The following is a 25464-nucleotide window of genomic DNA, read 5'->3' as shown; positions in this document are numbered from 1 at the left end:
GCCAAAGCCAAGGTGCACATGGATCGTTTCCATCGACTTCCCCGATGACATTGCAAAGAGGACATCTCCTTCCTAGTGGAAAGTGCCACCTCGCTAAATACTCCAACAAAAAAAAGCCGGCACGATGGCCGGCTTTTTTTGTTTGTTTCTATTATACAGATTGAGCGGCAGTAATGATTGCCAGTTTGTAGACATCATCTGAATTACAACCACGGGAAAGGTCGTTAACTGGTTGATTCAATCCTTGTAGAATTGGACCTACTGCATCAAAGTTACCAAGACGCTGAGCAATCTTGTATCCAATGTTACCCGCTTCAAGGCTTGGGAATACGAACGTATTCGCTTCGCCTTTCAGTGGAGAATCCGGAGCTTTCTTCTCGGCTACAGATGGAACGAAGGCTGCGTCGAATTGGAATTCCCCATCGATAACCAACTCACTGTTCTGCTCTTTAGCAATTTGAAGCGCTTCGGATACTTTTTCCGTTTCCGGAGATTTTGCAGATCCTTTCGTAGAGAAGCTCAACATCGCTACCTTAGGGTCGATATCGAAGAGTTTCGCTGTTTCAGCACTCGCAAGGGCGATCTCTGCAAGGTCCTGACTGTCCGGCGTAATGTTGATCGCGCAATCAGCGAACACATACTTCTCTTCTTCCCTTACCATTACGAACACACCGGAAGTCTTCTTAATTCCTGGTTTTGTCTTGATGATCTGCAGGGCAGGTCGTACAGTGTCTGCCGTAGAATGAGCCGCACCGCTGACCAGGCCGTGAGCTTTGCCCATGTACACGAGCATAGTTCCGAAGTAATTCTCGTCCTGCAGGATTTCACGAGCTTTCTCTTCTGTCGCTTTTCCTTTACGGCGCTCGACGAAGCTAGCAACCATTTCATCATATTCCGGGTAGTCAGAAGGATCAAGAATTTCTGCTCCGTCAATATTTACATTGATTTCAGAAGCCTTCTGTTCTACTTTATCCTTATTTCCGACTAGTACAGGTTTCACTAGGCCGTCTGCACCAAGCTGGCTTACTGCTGTAAGAATACGTTCGTCCATTGCTTCAGGGAATACGATTTTCATGCCTTTACCGTCAATTTTAGCTTTCAGAGTATCAAATAGGTTACTCATGTTTGTCCCTCCAATTTTCATTCTGTTATATATGATAAGACCTTTTGTGTTTAAATGAAAGTGGTACGAGAGAAAATTTCCTTTTGAAGCGATTTCATTTTATAACTTTACCCTATTTGTCACTTATTGATACGCAACCTTGACAATTCCGTGAGCATCCACCGTTTCGTTATCTCGGACCTTTCATCTATGTTATATTGAGAAAGGAAGTAAACACCACACACCCTACTATAAAGGAGCGATTGATCCCATGCCTGAAGCAGTAGTTACAATGGATGGCTGGTATTGCTTGCATGATTTCCGTTCCATCGACTGGACAGCGTGGAAGTACGCATCCACCGAAGAACGGGAACAGGCTGCCCGCGAATTCCAGGAATTGATCACCAAATGGGAAAGCACCGAGCAGAACAAAGAAGGCAGCCACGCCTTATATACGATCGTCGGCCAAAAAGCGGACTTTATGATGATGATCCTGCGACCGACAATGGAAGAATTGAATGAGATAGAAACAGCCTTTAATAAATCGAAGCTGGCTGAATTCACAAAACCAGCCTATTCCTACGTTTCGGTCGTTGAGCTTTCCAATTATATGGGGAATACCAACGAAGAAGATCCTGAAATTCAAGCACGCTTGAAACCGACCCTCCCTAAGTGGAACCACATTTGCTTCTACCCGATGGACAAGCGCCGTCAGGGCAACGATAATTGGTACGTACTCGAAAAAGACGAGCGCGCCAAGCTCATGTACGCACATGGGATGACAGGCCGTCAATATGCAGGGAAAATCCGTCAGATCATCACGGGCTCCATCGGCTTTGATGACTGGGAGTGGGGCGTCACCCTCTTCGCACACGACGTGCTTCAATTCAAAAAACTCGTCTATCAGATGCGGTTTGATGAAGTGACTTCCCGTTACGGCGATTTCGGTTCCTTCTATATCGGTAACATCCTCAAGCCTGAAGCGCTTGATCAGTTTTTGGAAGTTTGATTGAAAAATGAACGATATATCCGAACCTTCCCTTTTGTAAGGGGGGTTCGGATTTTTTATGCCCTTCTCCACTAACCTCTAACCCCTCTCCAGGCCCACATGGAAAAGTCATCATTATTTTTCAGGGCTGGTCATATAGTGTTAAAGAACATGCAAACATGCCTTATTTGAAGTGAGGTGACAGCATGGCCGTCATTCCCTTTACAGAAGCGGACGTTAAGTTACTGGCGAGATTAATGAGGGCTGAAGCCGAGGGGGACGGACAATTAGGCATGCTGATGGTGGGAAATACAGGGGTCAACCGTGTCCGCGGCGACTGCATCGACTTCACAAATATCGATTCAATCCAGGACATGGTGTACCAGAGCCCGGGCGGCTTTGAAGCCACCCAAAAGGGTTATTTCTACCAAAGAGCCAGGGAGAAGGATATCCGACTGGCCCGCCGAACCATCCGCGGGGAGCGGTTCCATCCTGCAACCAACTCCTTATGGTTCTTCCGACCTCAAGGAGACTGCCCTGCTCAGTGGTACGGTCAATGGAACACTGGAAGATATAAGTCCCATTGCTTCTATTCACCGACAAGGGCTGACTGTCCAAGCGTATATTAAATCCATGAAGGAGTGGTTTAAATGGCACAGAATAAACCTCAATCAGGGCAAGGTGCACCGATGTACGGTCAGGGTCAAGCCCCGTTCTACGGGCAGAATCCGTACATGTATTATTACCCTCAACAGGGGCAGGGAGGAATGCAGCCTCCGCAGGTCCAGCCCGGGACATATTCAGGCAGTATCAACCCACCGAACATGCTGCCGTCGGAAGAATCCTATATCGAGAATATTCTCCGTTTGAACGCCGGCAAAGAGGCGACTGTTTACATGACATTCGAGAACAACGATCAATGGAATGCTAAGGTATTCAAAGGAATCATAGAAGCTGCTGGACGGGATCACATTATTCTCAGCGATCCACAAACAGGCAAGCGATACTTACTATTGACGATTTATCTGGATTACATCACCTTTGATGAAGAAATAAACTATAACCTTCCATTCGGAGGCTCTTCCGCCGGATTCGCTCAATACAACCCTCGATGACAGAACCAATCAAAAAAAACTCGCTATTCGTAGCGAGTTTTTAACTATTAAGCGAAAAGGGTGAGGCTATGAAGTCCCCATATGAAAGCTACCAGAGAGCTCAGCTTGGTGCGCTGGCACTTGTCGTCGTGCTCATTGTAGTCGGACTGTTTCAGCTGGAGCACCGCTGGATCCTCCTCTTGATGTTCTATGTTCTTGCCGCCAGCATCGCATTTGAAGCACTCATTGACAAAGCACGCGAGCAGAAAGTGAATATGATCATCCACTTTACCTGTGCTGTGATTATCTTTCTGTTTACGACTCTTCTCTATTTTTAAACATGTTTGATGACTGCATACCCGAGCAGAATCCAGCCGATCAGGAATGACAGCCCGCCGAGCGGTGTAATCATTGCAAATGTCTTAATCCCGGTCGGCGCATAAATATAGAGGCTTCCGGAGAACAGGATAATTCCAATGAAGAAAAACCAACCGGCCCCTGTCATCGCACCCGTCTGGATTTTGCTCATTAACAGAGCGGTAACAAACAATGCCATCGTATGGAACATTTGATAATCGACTGCTTTCCCCCACTGTTCCAAGCCCTTCTCCGAAACTTTCCCTTCCAATCCGTGGGCTCCGAATGCTCCAAGTGCCACGGATAAAAAACCATTAATAATCGCTAATACCAAAAAGATTTTCATTCCATTCATCCCTTCTTAGAAATCAAAAATCGAGGGCCCGTTCGCCTCCCCGTGATCGACTTTCTTTTGTTGATCCGGACGGCTTGGTGCATCGACCCCCATCATACGACGGATTTCTTCTGCCGTCGGCTCCTGGACAGGTGCTTCCGTTCTTACCGGCTCCTCTTCCAATAACAAATCGGCCAGCAGGCGGATCGAGCGGACATGCTCGCGTACTTTTTGCTCGTCCCTATACTGAAGCATTGCTTCCTGTATTTCATTCGACATTTTCTTAAGCACTGTTTGATTCGTGATGGCCATATATTCAAACTCCTTTTTCTAAAAAAGATCCTCTGTCGTAGTTTAACACGCCTGTAACATCCCTGTCTTTCCATCTATGAAAGGTTTCAATAATTTGTAAGAATAGCTTCCCGCCTAAAGCAGAAGAACATAGAGCAACCCCCGATTATGCATCGGGGGTTGTTTCAAAACTGTATAATGCCGATCTGATACAAGAAGATCAGGATGATGATGATCGGCGCTATGAATTTCACAATGATATACCACAAACCTCCGATGGATGATCCAGTCAAATCCGTTGATTCCAGAGCGTCCGCTTTCCTATAATACCAACCGACAAGGAGCGCCATGGAAAGGCCGCCCAGCGGAAGAAGAATATTAGAGGCTACGTAATCCATGGAGTCAAGAATATTCAAATCCCCGATCGGCGTGATGCCTGACCAGATTCCAAATCCTAAGGATACCGCAATTCCAAGGATGAACATGATGGATCCCATCACGATACTCGTCGCAAAGCGACTCCAGCCGAATGCACGCATGAAGTAGGCAGTCGGTACTTCCAGGATAGACACGGAAGAAGATAAGGAAGCAAGGATGAGAGCCAGGAAGAATATGATTCCGATCATCCCGCCAAACGGCATTTGTTCAAAAATACTAGGAAGCGTAATGAAGACCAGAGGCGGTCCGGAGCTCGGATCAATGGCAAAGGCGAATACGGCCGGAAAGATCACCAACCCTGCAATGACCGCAAAGAAGGTATCCATCAAACCAATGCCGACAATAGCTCCCGGCAGTTTATTTTCTTTAGACAAGTAGCTTCCGTATGTCAGCATCCCGCCCATTCCCAGGCTCAGGGAGAAGAAAGCCTGTCCGAGAGCAGCGAAATAAATGGAAGGATCCCTGAATGCCGACCAGTCCGGCTGGAAGAGAAACTTCACTCCTTCCATGGCTCCGTCCAGAGAAAGACTGAAGAAAGCAAGAATAATCAGAATGATTGCCAGAAGCGGCATAAAAATTTTGTTCGCTCCTTCAATGCCTTTCTTTACTCCTCCAAGAACGATCACGATCGTAATCATCATGAATAAGGCCGTCCATAAAATTGGCTGCCAAGGATTGCTGATAAATTGACCAAACGCACCATCATACCCAATATCCGGCTGGGTAAAGTACGATCCGTTCACGTACATCCAGAAGTAAAAAATCGCCCATCCGGCAACAACCGCATAAAATCCAAGAATTAAAAATGCACTGGCAATTCCGAAAAAGCCCGTAACGAACCAAGGCGTACCTGGAGCGAGCTTCCGGAAGGAGCCGACAACATCACTTTGCGCCTTTCTGCCGATACTCACTTCTGTTAACAGTAACGGAACACCAATCAACAGTACACAAGCTAAGTAGAGGATCAGGAAAGCTCCCCCACCGTTGTTACCTGCTACATAAGAAAATCTCCATATATTACCTAACCCGACAGCCGAGCCCATTGCCGCGAGCATAAACCCGAGCTTTGAGCCCCATTTCTCTCTCACCATTTTCCAACCAACCCCTTCTGTTTTTGCAACGGATGAACCTTATTATCTTTCTTTTCTGCATGTCGAAATATTCATCAGCATACCACAAAACATCGGCAATTCCTCTAGATTTCTGAAATTTCTCATTATTTACAGACGCAGATCAATTCTGGAAGCCTGCCGCGCTTTGTTCTCTTTCTTAGGCGTCATTTTCTCTTGGAACTGCATGCAGCTGCTCCCGGTTGTACGGAGTATATACGCGGAAGGCAATTCCTTCGTTTTAAACTCATAGGCGCTGCAAGATCTGGGAAAGGCCGGATTCCATGTCGTTCGGAAATGCCTGCACTTAAAACAATTGATCTTGTCCATCCCGATCCTCCTCCTTTTCTACTTGTGACTGCATCATAGCACAGCTTCCCTTTCCCAGAAATAACGAGATGCCCGCTCCTTTCCCCGGAGCAGGCATCTCGTTTCATTTATTATCCAAATGGAGGTTTTCCAGCCTTTGAATGCGGGCTTCGAGCTTTTCATATTCTTCCCGCGAAACAAATCCTAGCTCTTTGAATTGATCCTGCATTCTTGCTTTCGCTTGATCATTCCATTCTTTATCTTTCGTTTCTCCCTTGGCAATCCAATTATTCACCATGGATTTCGCCTGAGTCGGACTGATTTCTCCCCGCTTCACCATTTCGTTCACCATCTTTTCGAACATCTCTTTCCCACTGATTGCTGCACCGATTCCCAAATGGAATCCTTTCTTCAATAAATCGCTCATTGTTCATCCCTCCTATTATGATGAATGCCCTTCAACATCCGGACATGTTTAATGGAACAAATGAAAAATCCAAGCAACCCGACTCCCATAAAAACGCCGCTGATCCACACGCTCGGAAGAACAGGGACAACAAGTGTGTAATACAGGGCAGCTACCCCTGACACGAATATAAGAAACGAGAAAGCCGTGTAAACCAAATAAAACTGATGGAACAGGCGATTTCTTTGATGATAGCTCTTCCATTCTCTTTCCTTGTCGCCATCCTCCAAGTACTCGATCAGCGCACGTGGGAACGATAACAGAGGACGAACGGTTTCCTTAATGACTTCTGTGTACAAAGAGGCATTCGATCCGTCGCCCGACACCCACTGTTTGATGACAGGTCTCCCCCATTGAATCAAATCGATGTTCGGATAGACGGCACTGAGGACACCAATGATAATAGAAGTCGCCCGACCCAAAAATGCATAGTCAGCTGGAAGCTGAATCGGCTGATCTTTGACAAATTGCTGTAAATCAGAAAGCATATCATTCATCATATGCGCATCCAACTTGTCAAAGTTCCCGTCTAAATACATCTCTGTCGTCTGCTTAAGCAGCTTCTTCACCCGCTCGGTATCTGCATTAGGGAGAAGAAAGTCCATCTCCTGCAACGCCTCAATTACTCTGTCGTAATCATCCAAAATAAATCCCTGCACCATCGTCCTCAGCGCATCAGCATCTTCCTGTTTGATTTCACCAACCATACCGAAGTCGATGACAACGACCGTTCCATCTGCTTTCAGCATCAGATTCCCTGGATGAGGATCGGAATGAAACATGCCTGCATCAAGAAACTGGGCGATACTTAAATCAAAGAGCGTACGAGCAATCTGTTCCCGGTCTATTCCATTTTTCTTTATGAACGAAAGGTCCGTGATCTTCGTTCCTTCCACCCATTCCATCACAAGTACGCGTTTAGTCGAAAGATCGCTGTAATATTCCGGAATATAGACAGATGGAAAGTCTCCAAACCTTTTCTTGAAATGACGGCCATTCTCCAACTCCATTGTAAAATCAAGCTCATTGCTGATGACTCGGACGACCTCCCTGTACAGGGCTGGTAAATCGGCTTTTTTCCCATAGACCGTAAACTTATTCAACATCCAGAAAACGATCTTCAAGGCACGGAAATCCATCCGGAACGTATCTTTCACTCTATAGCGCTGTACCTTGACCGCCACAGGAGTGCCGTCTTTTAAGTACGCCTTATACACTTCCCCTATGGAAGCAGATGCGACCGGTGTTTCTTCTATTGTAGACAGATGTGTATCGACCGATGCGTTCCAGTCTTCTTCTATCGTTTCTTTGGATCGGTAGAATGGAACGGGCTCCACCCTGTCCACAAGTCCTTCCAGCTCCTTAATGAAAGAAGAAGGAAGCAAATCTCCTCTGGAACTCAAAAACTGCCCGAATTTTATCAGAAGCCCACCAAGATGCACCGCTTTTCTTCTATATTCTTCTGCCTGATCTGATAGCATTTCTTCCCATTTACGCTTCGTATCCTGATCCCATATCCTGTGACGCTTCTCGAACCAGTAGATGCGAATCAGGAATTTCATGGACATCCAAACGATGACGGTAATCCTGTATATGGATATGTACTTCATACGCTCCACAAGTTCCATCCCCCCGTTCTTATGTACTTTATCATTCCCCCATCTCTGTTGAATCAATCATCCATATATGGAAGAAAGATGAAAGACAAGACCAGTGTCACAGTTGCAAAAAAGACGGGTGATGTGTAAGAATTTGTTTATATACGGGAGGAGGAGCAAGCATGCAGATTCGGGAACTGGAAGTAAGAGAACTACATAAAGTCGCCGGTTGGCTCCATCGGATGAATGAACAGGACCATCACTATGTTGCTTGGATGGCATCCGATGCGAACGAAATTTTCGAACAAATATGGACATTGACACAATTTCAGGAACCGCTCGCTTATGTGGCTTGGGACGGGGATGAAATCATAGGATTCCTTGGGATTCTGCCTTTTTTCGAACAGAAGCTGTGCCGACTTCTCGGTCCGTTCGCTCTTCATCAGCAGGAGCTGGTCATTGAGAAATTGTGGGACAAAGCTTCTCTTACTGTTCAGCTTCACTTTGACATTGTCAAACTAGCTTGTTTTGAGGCGAACGAAGCACTTGTCGATTTTGCGGAGAAACACGCCTTCGATCTCTATAACGTAGAACGCACTCTGGCTTTGCACAAATCCAGTTATTACCCTTCCGACAAACAGGACGGAGCGATCGTTGAAATTCTTCGCGATGACTACACCGCACTGGATAAACTTCACCCTTCGGCCTCCTACTATACGACAGAAGAGATGCTGCGCTTATCAGAAAAGGACGGCAATCATTTATGGGGGTATGCAGCCGATGGAACCATTGCAGGGTACACATACTTTGAAACCATTGCCGAAGAACAGGAAGGGGAAATATGCTTCGTCAACGTCGGGCGCGAATACCGTGAGAACGGAATCGGGACTGCTTTGATGGAACACGCGCTCCAATATGCTTTCTACGCACTGGAACTCGACGTAGTCACTATCTCTGTACGGACGAATAACAGACAAGCAGCCAGGCTTTATGAACAGTTTGGGTTCCGGGATATCCATACGATACGGGCTTATCAAAAAGCGACAAAACCAGTAACGCAAACCATTCACTAAAAAATGATGTTTCAGGAGGGGAACGAATGAAGGAACTCGTGGGTGACATCTTAAGGAAATTGGATGATGAGGCTCCCATCATGACGATTGATACAGTAAGCGGCGGCGATATTAACGAAGCCCTCTTTGTAGAAACGGAGAAGCAGGACTACTTCTTTAAGCTTAATCAACAGGTCCCCTCTCACTTCTTCCGAGTAGAAGCGGAAGGATTAAAGCGGATCCGGGAAAGTCGTTCGATACGGGTGCCCGAAGTGTATTATTTTGATGAACCGGAGAACCGAGAACCAGGAGCTCTTGCTATGGAATGGATTCATTCAGGAAAGCTGAAGCCGGCCTCCGAGCTCGGAAGACAGATTGCCCAAATGCATAAGCAGACAGGAGAAGCTTACGGATTCGGTGAACCGACCTTTGTCGGCCAGCTCGACCAGCCCAACGATTGGTGCTCTGCCTGGACGGATTACTATGCGGATTTCCGGTTAAAGAGCCAATTGCAATATGGCATATCAAACGGAAGAATCACAGGGCAGCGCCGCAGCCGGCTCGAGCAGCTGATTGCCTTCCTTGACCGCTGGGTTCCAGCACATCCGCAGGCTTCGCTTCTGCACGGTGATCTCTGGGGAGGAAACTGGATGGCGGATGAAAACGGCTCTCCCTGCCTGATCGATCCTTCCGTCCTGTATGGAGACCCGTGCTTTGATCTTGCCATGACGGAATTGTTCGGTGGATTCCCTTCTGAATTCCTCCACCATTACAGGGAGGTTGCTGACCTTCCGCCACACTACCATGATACCAAACCGATCTATCAACTCTTCTACCTGCTCGTACATTTGAATATATTCGGGGAGAGCTACGGTGGACAGGTCGACAGAATATTAAAACACTATGCGGGGTGATTCAGGAATAGGCCCTGCCCTTTCCTGAATCCGATATTTCCAAGAGATCAGATGGATACGGCTCAAAATACGTCTGGTCTTTTAAATACCCGCTGCGGAAGCGGACCGTCCATGTATTCAATACGCTCAGCACCGCACTCAACGGCACCTTCTCTTCTTTGTATCGTTTGAGCAGCGTCTGGAAGTCCTCTTTCTCTTCTGCCGAAAGCTCCTTCTTGAAATACCCGGCGATATGCTGACAAACATTAATATGTGACGCAGCTTTTGCCGGCTCTGCCATCAATTCATAAAGCAGCGGTTCATATTCATGGAACACACCTTGTATAGACAGATGATCATGATTGGCAACCACTCTCCCCATCTTTTTCAACGTCCCGGGATGATAAGCCATGAACAAGTACTTATTGGAAGAATGAAATTTCTGAAGGTCCTTCATCTGCCCGTGTGCTTTCATCTTCCGGAAAGAGGCCAGCGTGAACAATTTCGTAAAGTAATGATGCCTTAATGTGAAATTCTTCAAGCGTCCTTCTTCCTCCAGGGCAAGACCAGGATACCTCTTTAGGACTCCCCTCGCAAAGAAACCGGACGACTTCCCAGACACTTGCGGATGGTCTATATCGTAGTAGACTTTCACATCCTGCATACCGCATGTCGGAGAACGATTCTTCAATAAAAACCCGTCCACCTCACTGCCGATACTATTCAGAAAAGATTCCGTAAAAGCATTCATTCCTGTCGTCAAATCTTCTCCTGTTTTCGGCTGAACGAGTCTTTCCTTCTCTCCTCCGACAATACGGATCGTCTCCCTGGGCACTCCAAGCCCGATTTCCACTTCCGGACAAACCGGCACGAACTCTACATACGGAGCCATCCGCTGGACTGCTTTATCCGGAATGACCGCTCCGTTGTACCTCACTTCATCAAATTCCAAACAGCGGCTCACGACAACTTTGGGAACAACGAATTCTTTCACAATAATCCCCCTTTTTTCTAATTAAAGTCTGTAGTATTAGCAGAAATTCCTCATTTCCCCAATAGATAAACATACAAGGACGATCCTCTACAAATTTCCTATTGGTTTTTGTCCCAAAACGTAATAGAATAGATAATGCTGTATAATTATTCTCAAATGCTTATAAATAAAACAACACTGAACGACAGGAGAGATTCCGGATGAAAGCTAGAGACTTTAAGCTTACTTCACACCTGCGCTTCATCATTCCGTCCCTGATCGGTATTTTTCTTTTTATGTTCCCGATCTCCGGCGAAGACGGCGCGATTACGATTCCTATCGCCATACTGGCTGGATGGGTCGAGACAGGTTTAGCTGATTACTTATCCTTGATCATGACGATCATTATTACAATAACTGCCATCGGCACGATTTTGACGAAGCTGGCAGGACCAAATGCATTGGAGGATAAACCGTTCTTCCAATCATTATTTAATGTGTCACCCGTTTGGGCATTTACTCGTGTTTTAGGAATGATTTTCGCCATTATGGTGTACTTCCAAATCGGCCCGGAGGCCATCACCTCTGAGAATACCGGAGGCATGCTGCTCGATTCCCTGCTCCACGTCTTATTTGCCGTGTTTCTGTTCGCAGGCTTGTTCCTGCCGCTTTTATTGAACTACGGCCTGCTCGAAATGTTCGGCGTCGTGCTGCAGAAGATTATGCGGCCGTTGTTCCGTTTGCCGGGAAGATCTTCGATTGACTCCCTCGCATCCTGGCTCGGAGATGGAACCATCGGTGTCCTTTTGACAAGTAAACAATACGAAGAAGGCTATTATACTAAACGGGAAGCTGCCGTCATCGGGACGACCTTCTCTGTCGTATCCATCACCTTCAGCCTTGTGGTCATTAAAGAAGTAGGGCTGGGAGATATGTTCATACCATTCTATTTGACCGTCGTCGCTGCTGGATTTATCGCTGCTTTAATCATGCCGCGTATTCCTCCGCTCTCACGCAAAGCGGACACCTATGTTACAGAGGAACCAGCAGACCAGAACGAAGAAGTACCCGAACACCACAATCTGTTCACTTACGGCTATGCCAAAGCCGTAGAAAGAGGAAGCAAGTCTACAAGCCTCGCCAACTTCTTCAAACAGGGAGCGCAGAACATCCTGGACATGTGGATGGGTGTCGCCCCGATTGTCATGGCTCTAGGGACGCTGGCTCTAGTGGTAGCCGAATTCACTCCATTCTTTGCATGGATTGGAACACCGTTTATCCCATTACTTGAGCTCATGCAGGTTCCTTATGCGAAAGAAGCATCAGAAACCATTCTCGTCGGATTTGCCGATATGTTCCTGCCTGCCATTATCGGTTCTTCCATCGAAAGTGAAATGACACGATTCATCATTGCTGCACTTTCCGTAACTCAGTTGATCTACATGTCTGAGGTCGGTGGGCTGCTGCTCGGATCGAAGGTGCCGGTCAATATGAAGGACTTGTTCATTATCTTCCTTGAACGTACCATCATTACACTTCCGATCATTACACTAATTGCACATTTCCTGTTCTAAAATCCTAACTCCCGCCGAGAATTCTCTCTCGGCGGTTTTTTTCATACATGCATGTACTTAAAAAACCCGCTGAGATCACACTCAGCGGGTTTTCAATTCCTCTATAATTTTTTGGGCTGTACTTAAGCTGGATTGAGGATTCTGCCCGGTGATAAACGGAAGATCGACAACGACATGATCGCTGTAGTCCTCCCCCTTATCAAACACGGCACCGGATTCATTCATGCGGTCTTCCAGAGAAAACGGCACGACAGAAGCAAGCCCCGTCTTCTCTTCTTCTTCATTTGTGAATCCGGTCACTTTCCGACCTTCCAGGAGCAACTGATCGTTGTGGTCTTTCACTCCGATAAATCCGGCCGGCCCGTGGCAGACAGAGGCGATAACTTTCCCTTCGGTTAGAAAATGCCGAAGCAGTTCCTCTAAATGCTCATTAGCAGGAAAATCAATCATCGTCCCGTGTCCACCGCATAAGAAGATAGCACTGTATTTCGTAGGATCCACAGCGCCCAACGGAACCGTATCATGGATGGGTTCCATCACACCGTCCCAGAACCGGGGAAGTTCGTTACTATAGCTGTTCGGATCAATGGGAGGCCGTCCACCCTGAGGGCTGGCTGCGGTTACTTCCCAGCCTTCCTCCATGAATGCGGTGGCGGGCTCGACGAATTCAGATAACCAGAGTCCCGTTTCGTTCCCATCCATACGATCGGCATTCGTTACAATCATCAGGATTTTTTTCGTCATATCTGTACCCCTCCTTGCAAATATCTTTCCTATTATTCGCAAGTCCAGGCATTTCAATCATTAAGATTGGAAGGTGGAATCTTTATTTACCATACGGCTCCACCATTTCTTAATCAGTTGGAAGCGTCCTTCGATCAGCGGCTGGGTCAACGTCCTGATTATGCTGCTGGACAGTAGATATACGATAGCTGCCGCAATAATCGCGAGGCCGAGCACGTCGAATACGTTATCGACCTTAAACCAGCCGGCCTGACGGAAAAACTGGATGAAGAAGCCATGGAGCAAGTAGACATACAGGGTCTTTCCGCCCAAATAAGTGAGACGGAATTCTTTTCCCGGTATCCAGGAAAGAACACTGACCATCATAATTCCGGCTAGAACATAGATTCCCAAACGGACGATACCGCCCATTTCCGGACTGCCGAGTACCTCATATGACTTAGAACCTAGCAGCCATCCGGAACTGATCTCCGGAAACATCGCAATCAATACAGCGACAGAGGCCATAATCACAAGGCTGATTTCTCTTACCCTTCGCGTTCTCCACTGCTTCACATGATCTTTCGTCAACCAGTAACCAGCAAGGAAGAACGGGAAGAATACGAATGTTCGTGACAAGCTGAAATGGTGACCGATATCCGTAAAGTATCCAACCACCACTCCGATTTGGACGGCAATCGCCACCCCGAGAATCGGCGGTACCTTCTTGAACCAGTAAAGGAGAATATGCCAGCAGAACAAGCTGAACAAGAACCACAGGGACCAGTGCGGGTAGAAAATACCGGTCAATTCAGACTCTTTACCGATGAAGAAGTAATACCCGGTATAAACGAGTTGGAATATCAAGTAAGGAAGAATCAGCTTCTTCGCTAAGTTCATAATATAGTCCTTCTCGCCGGAGCCTTTCGCAAAGAATCCAGCAAGGAAAATGAATGCAGGCATATGGAACGTATAGATCCATGTATAAAGGGTGTACATAGGTCTGGAATCGCCGGTGAACGGCTGTATCAAATGTCCGAAAACGACAAGGAAAATCAACACCAACTTTGCATTGTCAAAAAAAGCATCACGCTTCATGTGGTCTCACCCTTCTTTATGAATAGAAAAAGTTGTCTCAGTAATTTATCTCTACCCTATTGTTACCACATTTATGAACAATCCAAGCGGTATTCATCGCAATTTAAATGAACTGTAATACGAATGTCAAGGATGGAAAGTGTTTGTAAATGATCCGTCAAAAAAGAAAGAGGACACCCCGTCCGACGGGGTGTCTTTCCTTGATTAATCTTCCAGGGGAATGGCCCATGCTCCTTTGCGGAAGATAGGTTCATAACTTCCATCATGGGTTTCTCCATCAATATCCAGCGCCCCGGAACCCATCATGAAGTCCTCGTGAATGAGACTGTCATTAACACCATGATGATCCATCTGCTCTTTCGTAAAGCCGGATCCGCCTGCTACATTCGTCGGATAAGCCTTTCCAAGTGCTAAGTGGCAGGAGGCATTCTCATCATAAAGTGTGTTAAAGAATATATGTCCGGACTGGGAGATCGGAGACTCATGAGGTACGAGAGCAACTTCCCCTAACCGTTTCGCCCCATTATCCATTTCCAATAAATGCTTCAGCGTCTCTTCTCCCGACTCTGCAGAGAAGTCGACCACCATACCATTCTGGAAAGTCAGTGTGAAATTATCAATCAGATTCCCACCGTAATTAAGAGGCTTGGTGCTTGTCACCGTCCCCTGCACTCCGTTTTTATGAGGCATGGTAAACACTTCTTCTGTCGGGATATTCGGGTTGAATTCAACCCCTCCTTCAGAAACAGCTGATCCCCCGTGCCAAATATGATCCTGCACAAGTTCGATGGACAGGTCCGTGCCGGGTCCCTTGTAGTGGAGTTTCTTGTACTGCTTTCCATTCAGGAATTCACGGATTTTTCGAAGCCTGTCATTATGGTCTTCCCATGCCTGTACAGCGTCTTCCTGATCGATTCTCGTAATATGGAAGATCTGCTCCCACAGCTTTTCCTGCGCTTTGTCGGCTGAATCGTCAGGGAACACTTTCTTTGCCCACGCTTTCTGTGGATAAGCGATGACAGACCAGGTGGTTTTGTCATTCATAACGTAGTCCCGATACTCGGTCAACGCTTCTGCACTCGCTTTATTCGCTTTCGCCACGCGTTCCGAGTCCACATCCTTAAGAAGGTCGGGGTCCGGCCCATAAATGCTGAGAAGAGCGTAGCCGTCTGCCACCATCTGCCTCAGCCCTTCTGCTTTCCATTCCGGAAAATGTTCCAGCACTTCCATCGGGGCATTCTTAAGCTTCATGTAATTCAACATTTCGTCGCTCCACTCCATGTGGACGTCCTTAGCTCCTCTACCGTATGCTTTCGCCCCGATGGTGCGCACGAAATCAGCTGCTTCGATGGGGGCGTTGATGATCAGCCCCTGTCCCTGCTGTAAATGAACACCTTTCTTTAAAGCAATATCTGCGTATTTTTCCAGTTTCCTCTGAAAACTCATCTATATACCTCCTCTAAGACTGTTATGATTTATCTTTGAATAATTGAATCGCTCTCTCACGCATTCGTTTATGATCAACCAACGGTTCCGGATAATCCTCCCCGATCATACACTTCGCTTTCTCTTGTTCGTTTTCCGGCATCTTCGCTGGTTCGTGGATATACTTCTTCGGGACGTCCCGCAGCTCCGGCAGCCATTCTTTAATAAACCGCCCATGTGGATCGAACCTTTCGGACTGCCGGGTCGGGTTGAATACGCGGAAATATGGGACCGGATCCGTTCCGGTTGAAGCTGCCCACTGCCATCCCCCGATGTTGGAGGCGGGATCATAATCGACGAGTTTTTCCTGGAAATAACGTTCGCCTTTCCGCCAATCCATCAGCAAATCCTTCGTCAAAAACGACGCAACCGCCATACGGAGCCGGTTGTGCATCCAGCCGCTCTCGTTCAACTGCCTCATCGCCGCATCAATGATAGGAAATCCGGTCCTTCCTTCTTTCCAACGCTCCAATACGTCTTCGTCATTATTCCAGGGAATCCCTTGATACTTTTCTACTACTTCTTCATCATGTGCATTCGGATAGAAGTGATAAATCATATTATAAAAATCACGCCAGGCAAGCTCGGATATATACGTTTCCACTCCTTCCGTTTTCTTACGGAAGTCGACCTGGTCATGGATCTGATGATAGACACTGCGTACAGAAATGGCACCGGTCCTCAAATACCTGGACATCAGACTTGTCCCATCGACCGCAGGGAAATCACGGCGCTCGTCATAATCGTAAATATCCGCATCAAGGAATTGTTCCAGACGTGCCCACGCATCTGCTTCCCCGACACCGCCGAAATCTGCTTCGATTTTTTCGAGCAAATCAGCATACGCGGATTCCCCTTCCTTGAACGAGGCACGCTCATCGACGGCAGCTTTCTTCAGTAACTCATCATCGACTTTCTGCACCGCCGGTTTCGGAAGCTGCTTCCACTTCTTCAGATAAGGAGTGAAAACTTTGTAAAAACCGCCATCCTGCTTCTTCACTTCATCGGCACCATGAATATGGTGGTCCAAGTAATGATAGACGTCGACATCCAGAGACGTTACGTATTTCTCGACCTGCTTATCTCTCTCATAGCCGAACCCTGTTTCGTCTCGGTTAAAATAAACCATATCGATCCCGGCAGTTTCGATTAAATTTTCAAATGCATCTTCTGTATCCCCTGTAATAAAATGAACCGGCGCCCCGGCATCTTCTGCTTTTTCAACGAAAGATGCAAGGGTTTGGAAGAAATAATCATGCCTTGCTGTAAATGATTCATTTAAAGCCGGGTGTATATGAAAGAACAGGAGAAGTTCATCCCCGTCCTTTGTATGCTCCAAAGCCTTCGCTAATGCTGTATTGTCCTGTAATCGTAAGTCTCTGCGGAACCAGACCGCTCTCTTTGTCATTGTTCTCTTCCACTCCTTCTCTATTATCCTTTCCTTTTTAATAAAAGCCATAAACCGGACGTATAAAAAAAGAGCCGCTCAGATGGAACTGAACAGCTCTTGGTGTATTAAATCACTCGAAATGCTTCATCAATGTAGCCATCTCGATCGCCGCAGTGGCTGCTTCCCAACCTTTGTTACCAGCTTTCGTACCCGCACGCTCGATTGCCTGCTCAATTGTGTCTGTTGTAATGACACCGAAGATCACCGGGATACCGCTCTGGTTCGATGCCTGGGAAACTCCTTTTGCTGCTTCGTTACATACATAGTCGAAGTGCGGAGTAGATCCGCGGATGACAGCACCAAGGGTGACGACTGCATCATATTTCCCTGAGTTCGCCATCTTGGAGGCTACAAGAGGAATTTCAAAAGCACCCGGTACATAGGCGACTTCCACATCATTCAGTTCTACACCGTGACGTTTGAACGCATCGACTGCTCCTTCGTACAGTTTACCTGTAATGAAATCGTTAAACCGTCCTACGACGATTCCCACTTTCAAACCAGTTCCTACTAAGTTTCCTTCTATTGTTTTAACCATGTTCCATCTCCCTTTCTAATAGTGAAATAAATGACCCATCTTGGATTGTTTCGTCTTCAAGTACCGCTCGTTCTCTTTGCGGGACGGCATCTGAATCGGGACTCTTTCTACAACTTCAAGTCCAAAGCCGCCGAGGCCGGAGATCTTCTTAGGATTATTCGTCAGCAATCTCAATTTAGTGATGCCAAGATCCTTTAATATTTGAGCACCCACGCCATAATCACGAAGATCCGGTCCGAAACCGAGTTTCTCATTCGCTTCGACCGTATCCAAGCCTTCTTCCTGAAGCTTATAAGCATGCAGCTTATTCAAAAGTCCGATTCCGCGCCCTTCCTGCCTCATATAAAGCAGGACACCGCTTCCGTTTTCAGAAATCTGTCTCAATGCATTGTGGAGCTGTGGACCACAGTCACAGCGATAGGATCCGAAGACATCTCCAGTCAGACACTCAGAGTGCACACGGACAAGCGTCGGTTCGTTTGGATCGATATCTCCTTTGACAAGTGCGATGTGGTCTTTATTATCAATATCGTTCGTGAAGGCAACAGCCCGGAAATCTCCGTATTCCGTAGGCATCTTCACCTCCACCTCACGCTTGACGTGGTTTTCTTTCTTATGGCGGTACTGGATCAAATCTGCAATCGTGATCATCGGGATATTAAATTCGTCGGCCATCTCCCGCAGATCGGGGACACGCGCCATCGTTCCGTCATCTTTAATGATTTCACAAATAACGCCGGCAGGCTTTGCTCCGGCCAGCCGTGCCAAATCCACCGCTGCTTCCGTATGGCCTGCCCTTCTCAGGACACCGCCTTCTTTAGCAATCAGAGGAAAAATGTGGCCTGGACGTTGAAAGTCAGCTGCTGTTGCCTCCGGATTCAACATCTCCCTGACAGTCCGGGCCCGCTCATCTGCAGAAATCCCGGTCGTTGTGGAGGTATGGTCGATGCTTACCGTGAACGCCGTCTGGTTCGGGTCGGAATTACTATCGACCATCGGCATCAACTCGAGATCAGAAGCCAACGCTTCCGTCACCGGAGCACAGACGAGACCCCGGCCGTATTTGATCATGAAATTGATCATCTCAGGAGTCGCATGTTCTGCAATTCCGATAAAGTCTCCTTCATTTTCACGGTCCTCGTCGTCACAAACGATGACGACTTTCCCCGCTTTCAAATCTTCCAATGCTTTTTCTATGGAATCAAACATAGTTTTCACCCCTTATGCAAATCCGTTATCTTTAAGAAATTGTTGCGACATACCAGCCGCTTGTTCATGCTTCTTTTCTGCCCCTAGAAAATGGGCTACGTACTTACCGATCATGTCACATTCTATATTCACTCGGTCCCCGCGGTCCTTCCCGCCGAGAACAGTATGCTCGACCGTATGAGGAATCAAGGATATCGTCACCTTGTTCTCTGAGACACCGAAGACCGTCAAAGATGTACCATCGACGGCAATCGATCCTTTATATACGAAATAATGAATGAGTTCGTCCGGAAGTTCAATCTCATAATAAACAGCATTCGACTCCGGCTTCTTGGAAACGATGGTGCCCGTTCCATCAATGTGTCCGGAAACTAGATGGCCGCCGAATCGCCCGCCGGCAGCCATGGCGCGCTCGAGATTCACCGGACTCCCCTGTTTTAATTCGTGAATATTCGTCGCTCGGTAGGTTTCCGGCATGACATCGAAGGTTACCGTTTTATCCGTAAAGCCTGTCACAGTAAGGCAGACGCCGTTTACCGAGATACTGTCTCCAAGCTGGACATCTTTTACTACCACATCTGCTTCGACCGTCACTTCCAACGCTTCCGTCTTATTCTTTACGGATTTCATCGTTCCTATTTCTTCAACGATTCCTGTAAACATTGTTTCTACTCTCCTTTTTTCACAGATACGACTTTGACATCGTCTCCCAGTATTTCCGTCAAGATCACTTCAAACGACTGGACGTTCTTCAATTGCTGGATCCCTTTGCCTCCGACAGGGGTCAGCGCCTCTCTGCCGCCGATCAGCTTCGGTGCGATATAGGTTACTGTTTCATCTACTTTCCCGGCACGGACGAAAGCATCCGCTATAGTCGCCCCGCCTTCTACCAGAAGGGAAGTAATCCGCTTCTTTCCAAGATAGCGAAGCACATCATCGACGGCAATAGTCGAGCCTTCCATTCGAATGACTTCCACATGATCCTGTTCTTCGAACAAGTCTTTCTTCTTTTGATCGTTCTCCAGAGTAAAGATCCATGTAGGCGCCTCGCCGTTTTGAATTAACTGCGACGATGGAGGAATCCTCAAATGTGTATCCATGACAATCCGAACGGGATGGGAACCCTGCCCTTCCATTCTTGTTGTCAGCTTTGGATTATCCATCAGTACTGTATTGATGCCGACGAGAATAGCGTCCGAAAGGTGGCGGTATCGATGCCCGTCAGCACGTGCTTTCTCGCCCGTAATCCACTGACTCTCGCCTGTCGATGTTGCAATCTTTCCATCGAGGCTCATGGCTGATTTCAACCGGACATAAGGCATTCCTGTCTGGATGGAATGGAAGAAAGCGCGGTTCAGCTTGTCGGCTTCCGCTTTCAGCACACCCATTTCTACTTCCAGGCCATGTGCTCTCATCATCTCTATTCCTCTTCCTGACACTCTCGGATTGGGGTCGTGGGATGCAATGATGACACGTCTGATTCCCGCATCTATGACAGCTTGTGCACAAGGAGGCGTGCGCCCGTGATGACTGCACGGCTCAAGCGTCACATAGATCTCTGCGCCATCCGCCTTTTCCCCGGCCATTCGCAGCGCATGCACCTCTGCATGGGCTTCACCTGCTTTGACGTGGACACCTACGCCGACAACTTGGTTATCTTTCACCACAACAGCCGCTACGGAAGGGTTAGGGCTCGTCTGCCCTACCGTGCTGCTCGCCATTTCCACAGCCATAGACATATATTTCTCGTCGCGTTCCATCTGCATCCCTCCGATTTTTGAAAAAAAAGACCCTGAAGAAGACATACTTCTCCAGGGTCGTTAACGTAATTTTTTTTGCGTACAGCAAACAAAGGGTACACTTGACTCAAGAAATGTACCATTACGTTCCTACAACCTTCTCCCATCCAGACTTTCACTGTCGGCTTTGGATTTTCACCAAATCAGGGAAAGCCGTGCTTAACACTGACTTTCCGTCGCGGGCTTGGAGCAGCTGCTCTTTCCGCCGGCTGGGATTTTCACCCGACCCCGAAGGTTCTCTTATTCGATTTGAACACTTTAAATATAACGGAAACGAACAAAATTCGCAATCCTTACGTCTGACAATCCCTTACACCCATTCGATCAGTCCGTCGATGAATGCTGTTTCGTCCTTATACACCTTATATAAAAAATACGTTAGCACAATCAGGGGAAACAAGAAGGAATCTTCAGTGACATCCTCAGAAACCGACAGATCCGCCCCCGTCTTCCATGTAAAAGGACGAATAACCGCCAGCTCTTTCTTTTTTGTTTTTACTTCTATTTCCTTATTCCAGTTCTCCTCCAGCTTTACGGCGTCTCCCCGTACCTCCCCTTCCACACAGAAATAAAGCAGACTTTTCAAGGGGTTGTCTTTAAAGATGAATTCCATGCCTGAGATGGAATAACGATACGCAGCAAAAAGGATGCGTCCCTTCTGAATACCGAAAGAAACCTCCTGAGAACGAAAGGAAAAAAGAAAATTATTCTCCTTTTCCAAGCCTCTTTTGGAAGTTTTATAAATTTCACCGATCACTTCTCCACAATCATTACTTACACAGATGCCACGTCGTTCCTTATCCTTAGCAATTTTGTACCCGCGCATCAAATCACCCTCCCGGTATTCTCTCTTATTGCTTACGCTTGCATCATGTAATAAGTTTCACACCTCTCCCTATTGTAAATCGAAAGATATTCGATTAGGATACAAATAAAAGAAAACGTTTGCACAAAAAGACTTATCTTAAAGTGGATGTTTTTTGATTTTTCTATATAATCAGTACTATATAGATATCCTTCGTCATGCAATCGATTGCATTAATAATTTTATTTCCTAAAGAAATGGAGCGATGGTTATGGAGCGTGTTTGGTGGAAAGAAGCGGTTGGTTACCAGGTGTACCCGCGGAGCTTTCAGGATTCGAACGGGGACGGCATCGGTGATTTACAGGGAATGATCGACCGGCTCGACTATTTGAAAGAAATGGGCATCGATTTTATTTGGATTTGTCCAATGTACAAATCTCCGAAAGACGACAACGGTTATGATATTTCTGATTACCAGGATATTCTTGAAGAATTCGGTACGATGGATGATTTTGACCGTCTATTGGAGGAAGTCCACCAACGCGGGATGAAGCTGATCATTGATTTGGTTTTGAACCATACGAGCGATGAACACCCTTGGTTTATGGAATCAAGGCAGTCGAAAGACAATCCAAAACGCGACTGGTATATTTGGAAGGATGGGAAAGAAGGAAGCGAGCCGAACAACTGGGAGAGTATTTTTGATGGATCGGCGTGGGAATGGGATGAAAAGACGGAGCAGTACTACCTTCACGTTTTCTCTACAAAGCAGCCGGATTTGAACTGGGAGAACGCCGAAGTAAGGAAGGCGCTCTACGATACGGTCAACTGGTGGCTCGAGAAAGGGATCGACGGTTTCCGCATTGATGCAATCAGCCATATCAAGAAGCGGCCGGGGTTTCCTGATATGCCGAATCCAAAGAAAGAGAAGTACGTCTCCTCCTTTGATATGCATATGAATCAGGAAGGTATCCACGAGTTCCTTCAAGAATTCAAGGAGGAAACCTATTCGAATTACGACGTCATGACCGTTGGAGAAGCGAACGGAGTCAGCGCAGATGAAGCGGATTTATGGGTCGGCGAGAATGGGAAGATGGATATGATCTTCCAATTTGAACACTTGGACTTGTGGGATCAGAATGCCGAACAGCAGTTGGATATTCCCGGACTGAAAAAAGTACTGACCCGTTGGCAGAAAGGCTTGGAAGGAGACGGGTGGAATGCACTCTTCATAGAGAACCATGACAAAGCCCGTGTCGTATCCACATGGGGAGATGATGAAGTGTACTGGAGGGAAAGTGCCACCTCCATCGCAACTATGTATTTCCTTATGCAGGGCACACCCTATATTTACCAAGGACAGGAAATCGGCATGACGAATTTCGCCTTCCCTTCCATCGAAGACTACGATGATGTGGCTGCAAAGAATTTGTATCAGAAGAAAAAGGAACAGGGAGTCCCTCATGAAGAAATCATGGAAATTCTTTGGAATACATCTCGGGATAACAGTCGGACTCCTATGCAGTGGAGCGATGAACCGAATGCGGGATTCACTACTGGAGATCCGTGGCTCCAAGTCAATCCAAACTACCAGACCATTAATGTCGCTGATCAGGAAAACAACCCCGCATCGATTCTTAATCATTACAAGAATCTGATCCGCCTGAAGAAAGACCATGATCTTTTCACATACGGCACGTACGAATTGATCATGGAAGACGATCCACACATTTACGCATACACGCGTACGCTCCATGACAAGACAGCGATCGTCTTTGCTAATTTGACCGGCAGCGTCGCCCGTGTTCAATCTTCTTTCTCCCTCGATTCCAGTGCTCTCGTCTTGTCCAATATGGAAGTACCAAAGCATATACAAGCAAAGGAATTTCCACTCAAACCGTTTGAAGCACGTGTATATATCGTTTCAAACAACTAAATACAACAGAAAAAAGGAGTGTCTCCCGCCGCAAAAGCCAGAGACACTCCTTTTTTTATTCAGCATCGGCGATCCTTACATCCGCCTCCAGACGAAGTTCAACATTTCCTTCGATCGCGCGGGAGATCATACAGCTTTTTTCTGCCTTCTCCACCAAACGGTTCAGCTTGGATAATTGCTTTTCATCAGAACCGGACTTTAAAACGACGCGTGGACGATGGATAATCGTCTTATAAGTAAAAACACCATTGGTAACATCGACAATTCCTTCCGAGTCCATATCCATTTCCTGCAAAGGCAGGTCGGCACGCTCAATCATGGCGGCCAGACTTATGATATAGCACGTTGAAGCTGCTCCCAACAGCATTTCGTCCGGGTTCGTGCCTACTTCAGGCCCGTCCATGCTTGCGGGTATGGATATTTTCGTCTTTAAGTTTCCTGCATCGATATGGCCGACTTCGTTGCGTCCTCCCGGCCATTCGGCTTTCAAGTAAAAATGATGATCTGCCATTCTATTTCCTCTCCTTATCTAAGGGGTCCTCGATCCTTGATGCTCCATAGCGATGAAATCAAACACATCTCCATTTGTCGCCTGCTCGAAACTCTTCGTGCAAGAAAAACCGCACCGCTCATAAACACGAATCGCCCGTTTATTAAAAGCGGCTACAGCTAAAGTGAAGCGTCTGTTTCCGTACAGGGACCGGCCAAACAGAAGCACTTGTTTGAGAAAGTACTCCCCTTCGCCTTTCCCGGTACGTTCCGGATGCAGTCCCAGGCTGATGTCCACAGCTGTGTTCTTGGTAAAGCTGAAAAACCCAATGAGGCTTCCTCCCTGGCTGACACTGTACGTCTCTGGATTTCTTCTAACTGGATCAATGAATTCCACGTAATCCTCTTCATCCGCTGTCATGTCATAAAAGTCATAAGGGGCAGGGTACTTCCATTCGGCGATCGTTTCCGCCTCCTGCTGGGTCATTTTGGTGAACTTCCAGATATCATTCATTCGCTTTTCTCCCAGTCCTGTTTAAACCGGGTCATTTTCATCTGCAACTGTTCAATCATATCCAGGACCCTGTTGAAATCTTCCATATCCACGTCTTCCGATTCCATGGTAGACACGACTTGATTCAACATATGAATCCGATTCTTAATGTAATGAAACTGTTCGGAAGGATGCTGTACGGCTTTGCCCATCGATAAAACCCTCCTGTCATAGTTAGTCACTCCATCGTTATTACTTCTATCTTAACCTGCCGGTATGTGGGTTGAAAAGAATTTGGCACAAAAAAAGCGGCATACCCTGCCGCTCTTACCTTTAACTTAGTTAAGAATCCTATTAAGATGTCGTACCACTACAGCTGCGGAACTCCGAACCATGAACATCACGAAGGGAGATATAACAAACTGCATGCTCTTTCCTTTCTCAGTCTTCCTGTACTTCTTTCTTTCCTGACAAGAACCACCCAAGAACGGCAATCAACACGAGGATAGAGTAGAAGATCAGCTTCCACGTCGTAGAATGAGCGAAGTGCTCATCGAGAATCTGAATATTCGGGTGGGCTAATGTAGAAACGACGAGCTTTACCCCTACCCATCCGACGATGACAAAGGCAGCAATTTCCAATCCAGGTCGTGATTTCAACAATTTAACGAAAACGTTGGCCGCAAAACGCATGATGATGATTCCAATCATACCTCCCGCAAGGATGACAGCGAATTGCCCACCGTCCAAACTCCCCACTTCCGGAAGAGGTGTTTCCGGCAAAGCGACTGCAAGAGCTACCGCAGCAAGAATCGAATCGACCGCAAAGGCCAAATCAGCAAGTTACCACTTTTAAAACCG

28 protein-coding genes, 1 pseudogene and 1 riboswitch are annotated in these 25464 nt (G+C 46.9%); of the genes and pseudogenes, 8 read left to right on the top strand and 21 right to left on the bottom strand.

Features of this window, described 5'->3' with window-relative positions:
• Window positions 1-151: 151 nt before the first annotated feature.
• A complete protein-coding gene (pta, locus tag D479_RS00145; RefSeq protein ID WP_008632260.1) occupies window positions 152-1123 on the bottom strand; it encodes a phosphate acetyltransferase in 972 nt (323 codons plus the stop codon).
• Window positions 1124-1373: 250 nt separating this feature from the next.
• On the opposite strand from pta, the gene hemQ reads away from it, so the two are divergent.
• The 4 genes from hemQ to D479_RS00125 all read left to right on the top strand — a co-directional run bounded on the left by hemQ (window position 1374) and on the right by D479_RS00125 (window position 3522).
• The gene (gene hemQ, locus D479_RS00140) at window positions 1374-2111 is read left to right on the top strand and encodes a hydrogen peroxide-dependent heme synthase (protein WP_008632257.1); all 738 of its coding nucleotides are present in this window, start codon (window positions 1374-1376) and stop codon (window positions 2109-2111) included.
• A gap of 185 nt (window positions 2112-2296) precedes the next feature.
• Complete coding sequence (locus D479_RS00135) at window positions 2297-2719, top strand: cell wall hydrolase (RefSeq protein ID WP_008632255.1); 423 nt, start codon at window positions 2297-2299, stop codon at window positions 2717-2719.
• A gap of 21 nt (window positions 2720-2740) precedes the next feature.
• Window positions 2741-3205, top strand: coding sequence for a spore coat protein GerQ (gene gerQ, locus D479_RS00130; RefSeq protein WP_008632246.1), 465 nt, complete (start codon window positions 2741-2743; stop codon window positions 3203-3205).
• Between the two features lie 68 nt (window positions 3206-3273).
• Window positions 3274-3522, top strand: a complete 249-nt coding sequence (locus D479_RS00125; protein WP_008632244.1) for a hypothetical protein — start codon at window positions 3274-3276, stop codon at window positions 3520-3522.
• On the opposite strand, the gene D479_RS00120 is transcribed toward D479_RS00125, so the two are convergent.
• The 6 genes from D479_RS00120 to D479_RS00095 form a co-directional block, all read right to left on the bottom strand.
• Window positions 3519-3887 (bottom strand): DUF423 domain-containing protein, encoded by a 369-nt coding sequence (locus D479_RS00120; RefSeq protein ID WP_008632242.1) that lies wholly within the window; start codon window positions 3885-3887, stop codon window positions 3519-3521. The genes D479_RS00125 and D479_RS00120 overlap by 4 nt on opposite strands.
• A 15-nt stretch (window positions 3888-3902) precedes the next feature.
• Entirely contained in the window at window positions 3903-4187 is a 285-nt protein-coding gene (locus tag D479_RS00115; RefSeq protein ID WP_008632241.1) for a YwdI family protein, read from the bottom strand.
• 164 nt (window positions 4188-4351) lie between these two features.
• On the bottom strand, window positions 4352-5695 hold the full coding sequence (locus tag D479_RS00110) for a sodium-dependent transporter (protein WP_008632240.1): 1344 nt from the start codon (window positions 5693-5695) through the stop codon (window positions 4352-4354).
• A gap of 129 nt (window positions 5696-5824) precedes the next feature.
• Window positions 5825-6043: a hypothetical protein gene (locus D479_RS00105; RefSeq protein WP_008632239.1), complete on the bottom strand. Its 219-nt coding sequence runs from the start codon at window positions 6041-6043 to the stop codon at window positions 5825-5827.
• A 103-nt stretch (window positions 6044-6146) separates the two neighbouring features.
• Entirely contained in the window at window positions 6147-6449 is a 303-nt protein-coding gene (locus D479_RS00100) for a hypothetical protein (protein WP_008632238.1), read from the bottom strand.
• Complete coding sequence (locus D479_RS00095) at window positions 6446-8098, bottom strand: AarF/ABC1/UbiB kinase family protein (protein ID WP_039870319.1); 1653 nt, start codon at window positions 8096-8098, stop codon at window positions 6446-6448. Before D479_RS00095 ends, D479_RS00100 begins: the two co-directional genes overlap by 4 nt.
• A gap of 170 nt (window positions 8099-8268) precedes the next feature.
• Here D479_RS00095 and D479_RS00090 point away from each other — a divergent pair, with 170 nt between their 5' ends.
• Window positions 8269-9159 (top strand): GNAT family N-acetyltransferase, encoded by an 891-nt coding sequence (locus D479_RS00090; protein WP_008632235.1) that lies wholly within the window; start codon window positions 8269-8271, stop codon window positions 9157-9159.
• 26 nt (window positions 9160-9185) lie between these two features.
• Window positions 9186-10052, top strand: coding sequence for a fructosamine kinase family protein (locus tag D479_RS00085; protein ID WP_008632234.1), 867 nt, complete (start codon window positions 9186-9188; stop codon window positions 10050-10052).
• A 1-nt stretch (window position 10053) separates the two neighbouring features.
• Here D479_RS00085 and D479_RS00080 read toward each other — a convergent pair whose 3' ends face one another.
• A complete protein-coding gene (locus D479_RS00080; protein ID WP_008632233.1) occupies window positions 10054-11025 on the bottom strand; it encodes a DUF523 and DUF1722 domain-containing protein in 972 nt (323 codons plus the stop codon).
• Window positions 11026-11225: 200 nt separating this feature from the next.
• Here D479_RS00080 and D479_RS00075 point away from each other — a divergent pair, with 200 nt between their 5' ends.
• Window positions 11226-12578: a YjiH family protein gene (locus D479_RS00075; RefSeq protein WP_008632232.1), complete on the top strand. Its 1353-nt coding sequence runs from the start codon at window positions 11226-11228 to the stop codon at window positions 12576-12578.
• Window positions 12579-12659: 81 nt separating this feature from the next.
• Here D479_RS00075 and D479_RS00070 read toward each other — a convergent pair whose 3' ends face one another.
• The 9 genes from D479_RS00070 to D479_RS00030 all read right to left on the bottom strand — a co-directional run bounded on the left by D479_RS00070 (window position 12660) and on the right by D479_RS00030 (window position 21706).
• Window positions 12660-13322 (bottom strand): type 1 glutamine amidotransferase domain-containing protein, encoded by a 663-nt coding sequence (locus D479_RS00070; protein ID WP_008632231.1) that lies wholly within the window; start codon window positions 13320-13322, stop codon window positions 12660-12662.
• 60 nt (window positions 13323-13382) lie between these two features.
• Entirely contained in the window at window positions 13383-14399 is a 1017-nt protein-coding gene (locus D479_RS00065) for an acyltransferase family protein (protein ID WP_008632230.1), read from the bottom strand.
• A gap of 204 nt (window positions 14400-14603) precedes the next feature.
• Window positions 14604-15845: an aminopeptidase gene (locus tag D479_RS00060; RefSeq protein WP_008632228.1), complete on the bottom strand. Its 1242-nt coding sequence runs from the start codon at window positions 15843-15845 to the stop codon at window positions 14604-14606.
• Window positions 15846-15867: 22 nt separating this feature from the next.
• Window positions 15868-17292, bottom strand: coding sequence for a deoxyribodipyrimidine photo-lyase (locus D479_RS00055; protein WP_008632227.1), 1425 nt, complete (start codon window positions 17290-17292; stop codon window positions 15868-15870).
• Window positions 17293-17404: 112 nt separating this feature from the next.
• Entirely contained in the window at window positions 17405-17872 is a 468-nt protein-coding gene (gene ribE / locus D479_RS00050; protein WP_008632226.1) for a 6,7-dimethyl-8-ribityllumazine synthase, read from the bottom strand.
• 15 nt (window positions 17873-17887) lie between these two features.
• On the bottom strand, window positions 17888-19081 hold the full coding sequence (locus D479_RS00045; protein WP_008632224.1) for a bifunctional 3,4-dihydroxy-2-butanone-4-phosphate synthase/GTP cyclohydrolase II: 1194 nt from the start codon (window positions 19079-19081) through the stop codon (window positions 17888-17890).
• Window positions 19082-19093: 12 nt separating this feature from the next.
• Window positions 19094-19744 carry a riboflavin synthase gene (gene ribE / locus D479_RS00040; protein WP_008632222.1) on the bottom strand — a complete coding sequence of 217 codons (651 nt, stop codon included), beginning with the start codon at window positions 19742-19744 and terminating at the stop codon, window positions 19094-19096.
• A gap of 5 nt (window positions 19745-19749) precedes the next feature.
• Window positions 19750-20841 carry a bifunctional diaminohydroxyphosphoribosylaminopyrimidine deaminase/5-amino-6-(5-phosphoribosylamino)uracil reductase RibD gene (gene ribD, locus D479_RS00035; RefSeq protein WP_039870282.1) on the bottom strand — a complete coding sequence of 364 codons (1092 nt, stop codon included), beginning with the start codon at window positions 20839-20841 and terminating at the stop codon, window positions 19750-19752.
• Window positions 20842-20971: 130 nt separating this feature from the next.
• A riboswitch (FMN riboswitch) is annotated at window positions 20972-21120 on the bottom strand.
• A gap of 70 nt (window positions 21121-21190) precedes the next feature.
• Window positions 21191-21706 carry a hypothetical protein gene (locus D479_RS00030; RefSeq protein ID WP_008632218.1) on the bottom strand — a complete coding sequence of 172 codons (516 nt, stop codon included), beginning with the start codon at window positions 21704-21706 and terminating at the stop codon, window positions 21191-21193.
• Window positions 21707-21956: 250 nt separating this feature from the next.
• Between D479_RS00030 and D479_RS00025 the strand changes: the two genes are divergently transcribed.
• Window positions 21957-23621, top strand: coding sequence for an alpha-glucosidase (locus tag D479_RS00025; protein WP_008632216.1), 1665 nt, complete (start codon window positions 21957-21959; stop codon window positions 23619-23621).
• Window positions 23622-23676: 55 nt separating this feature from the next.
• On the opposite strand, the gene D479_RS00020 is transcribed toward D479_RS00025, so the two are convergent.
• The 4 genes and pseudogenes from D479_RS00020 to D479_RS00005 all read right to left on the bottom strand — a co-directional run.
• Window positions 23677-24132 (bottom strand): OsmC family protein, encoded by a 456-nt coding sequence (locus D479_RS00020; RefSeq protein ID WP_008632213.1) that lies wholly within the window; start codon window positions 24130-24132, stop codon window positions 23677-23679.
• A gap of 18 nt (window positions 24133-24150) precedes the next feature.
• Window positions 24151-24624, bottom strand: a complete 474-nt coding sequence (locus D479_RS00015; protein WP_008632210.1) for a GNAT family N-acetyltransferase — start codon at window positions 24622-24624, stop codon at window positions 24151-24153.
• Entirely contained in the window at window positions 24621-24815 is a 195-nt protein-coding gene (locus tag D479_RS00010; RefSeq protein ID WP_008632208.1) for an SE1561 family protein, read from the bottom strand. The genes D479_RS00015 and D479_RS00010 overlap by 4 nt, the downstream gene beginning before the upstream one ends.
• A 229-nt stretch (window positions 24816-25044) precedes the next feature.
• Window positions 25045-25446 (bottom strand): annotated as a pseudogene (locus D479_RS00005) (hypothetical protein); the annotation flags it as partial.
• Window positions 25447-25464: the final 18 nt, after the last annotated feature.

It is taken from the genome of Halobacillus sp. BAB-2008 (assembly GCF_000328325.1).
GTDB lineage: Bacteria > Bacillota > Bacilli > Bacillales > Halobacillaceae > Halobacillus.
This window is presented reverse-complemented; position numbering and strand designations above follow the sequence as displayed.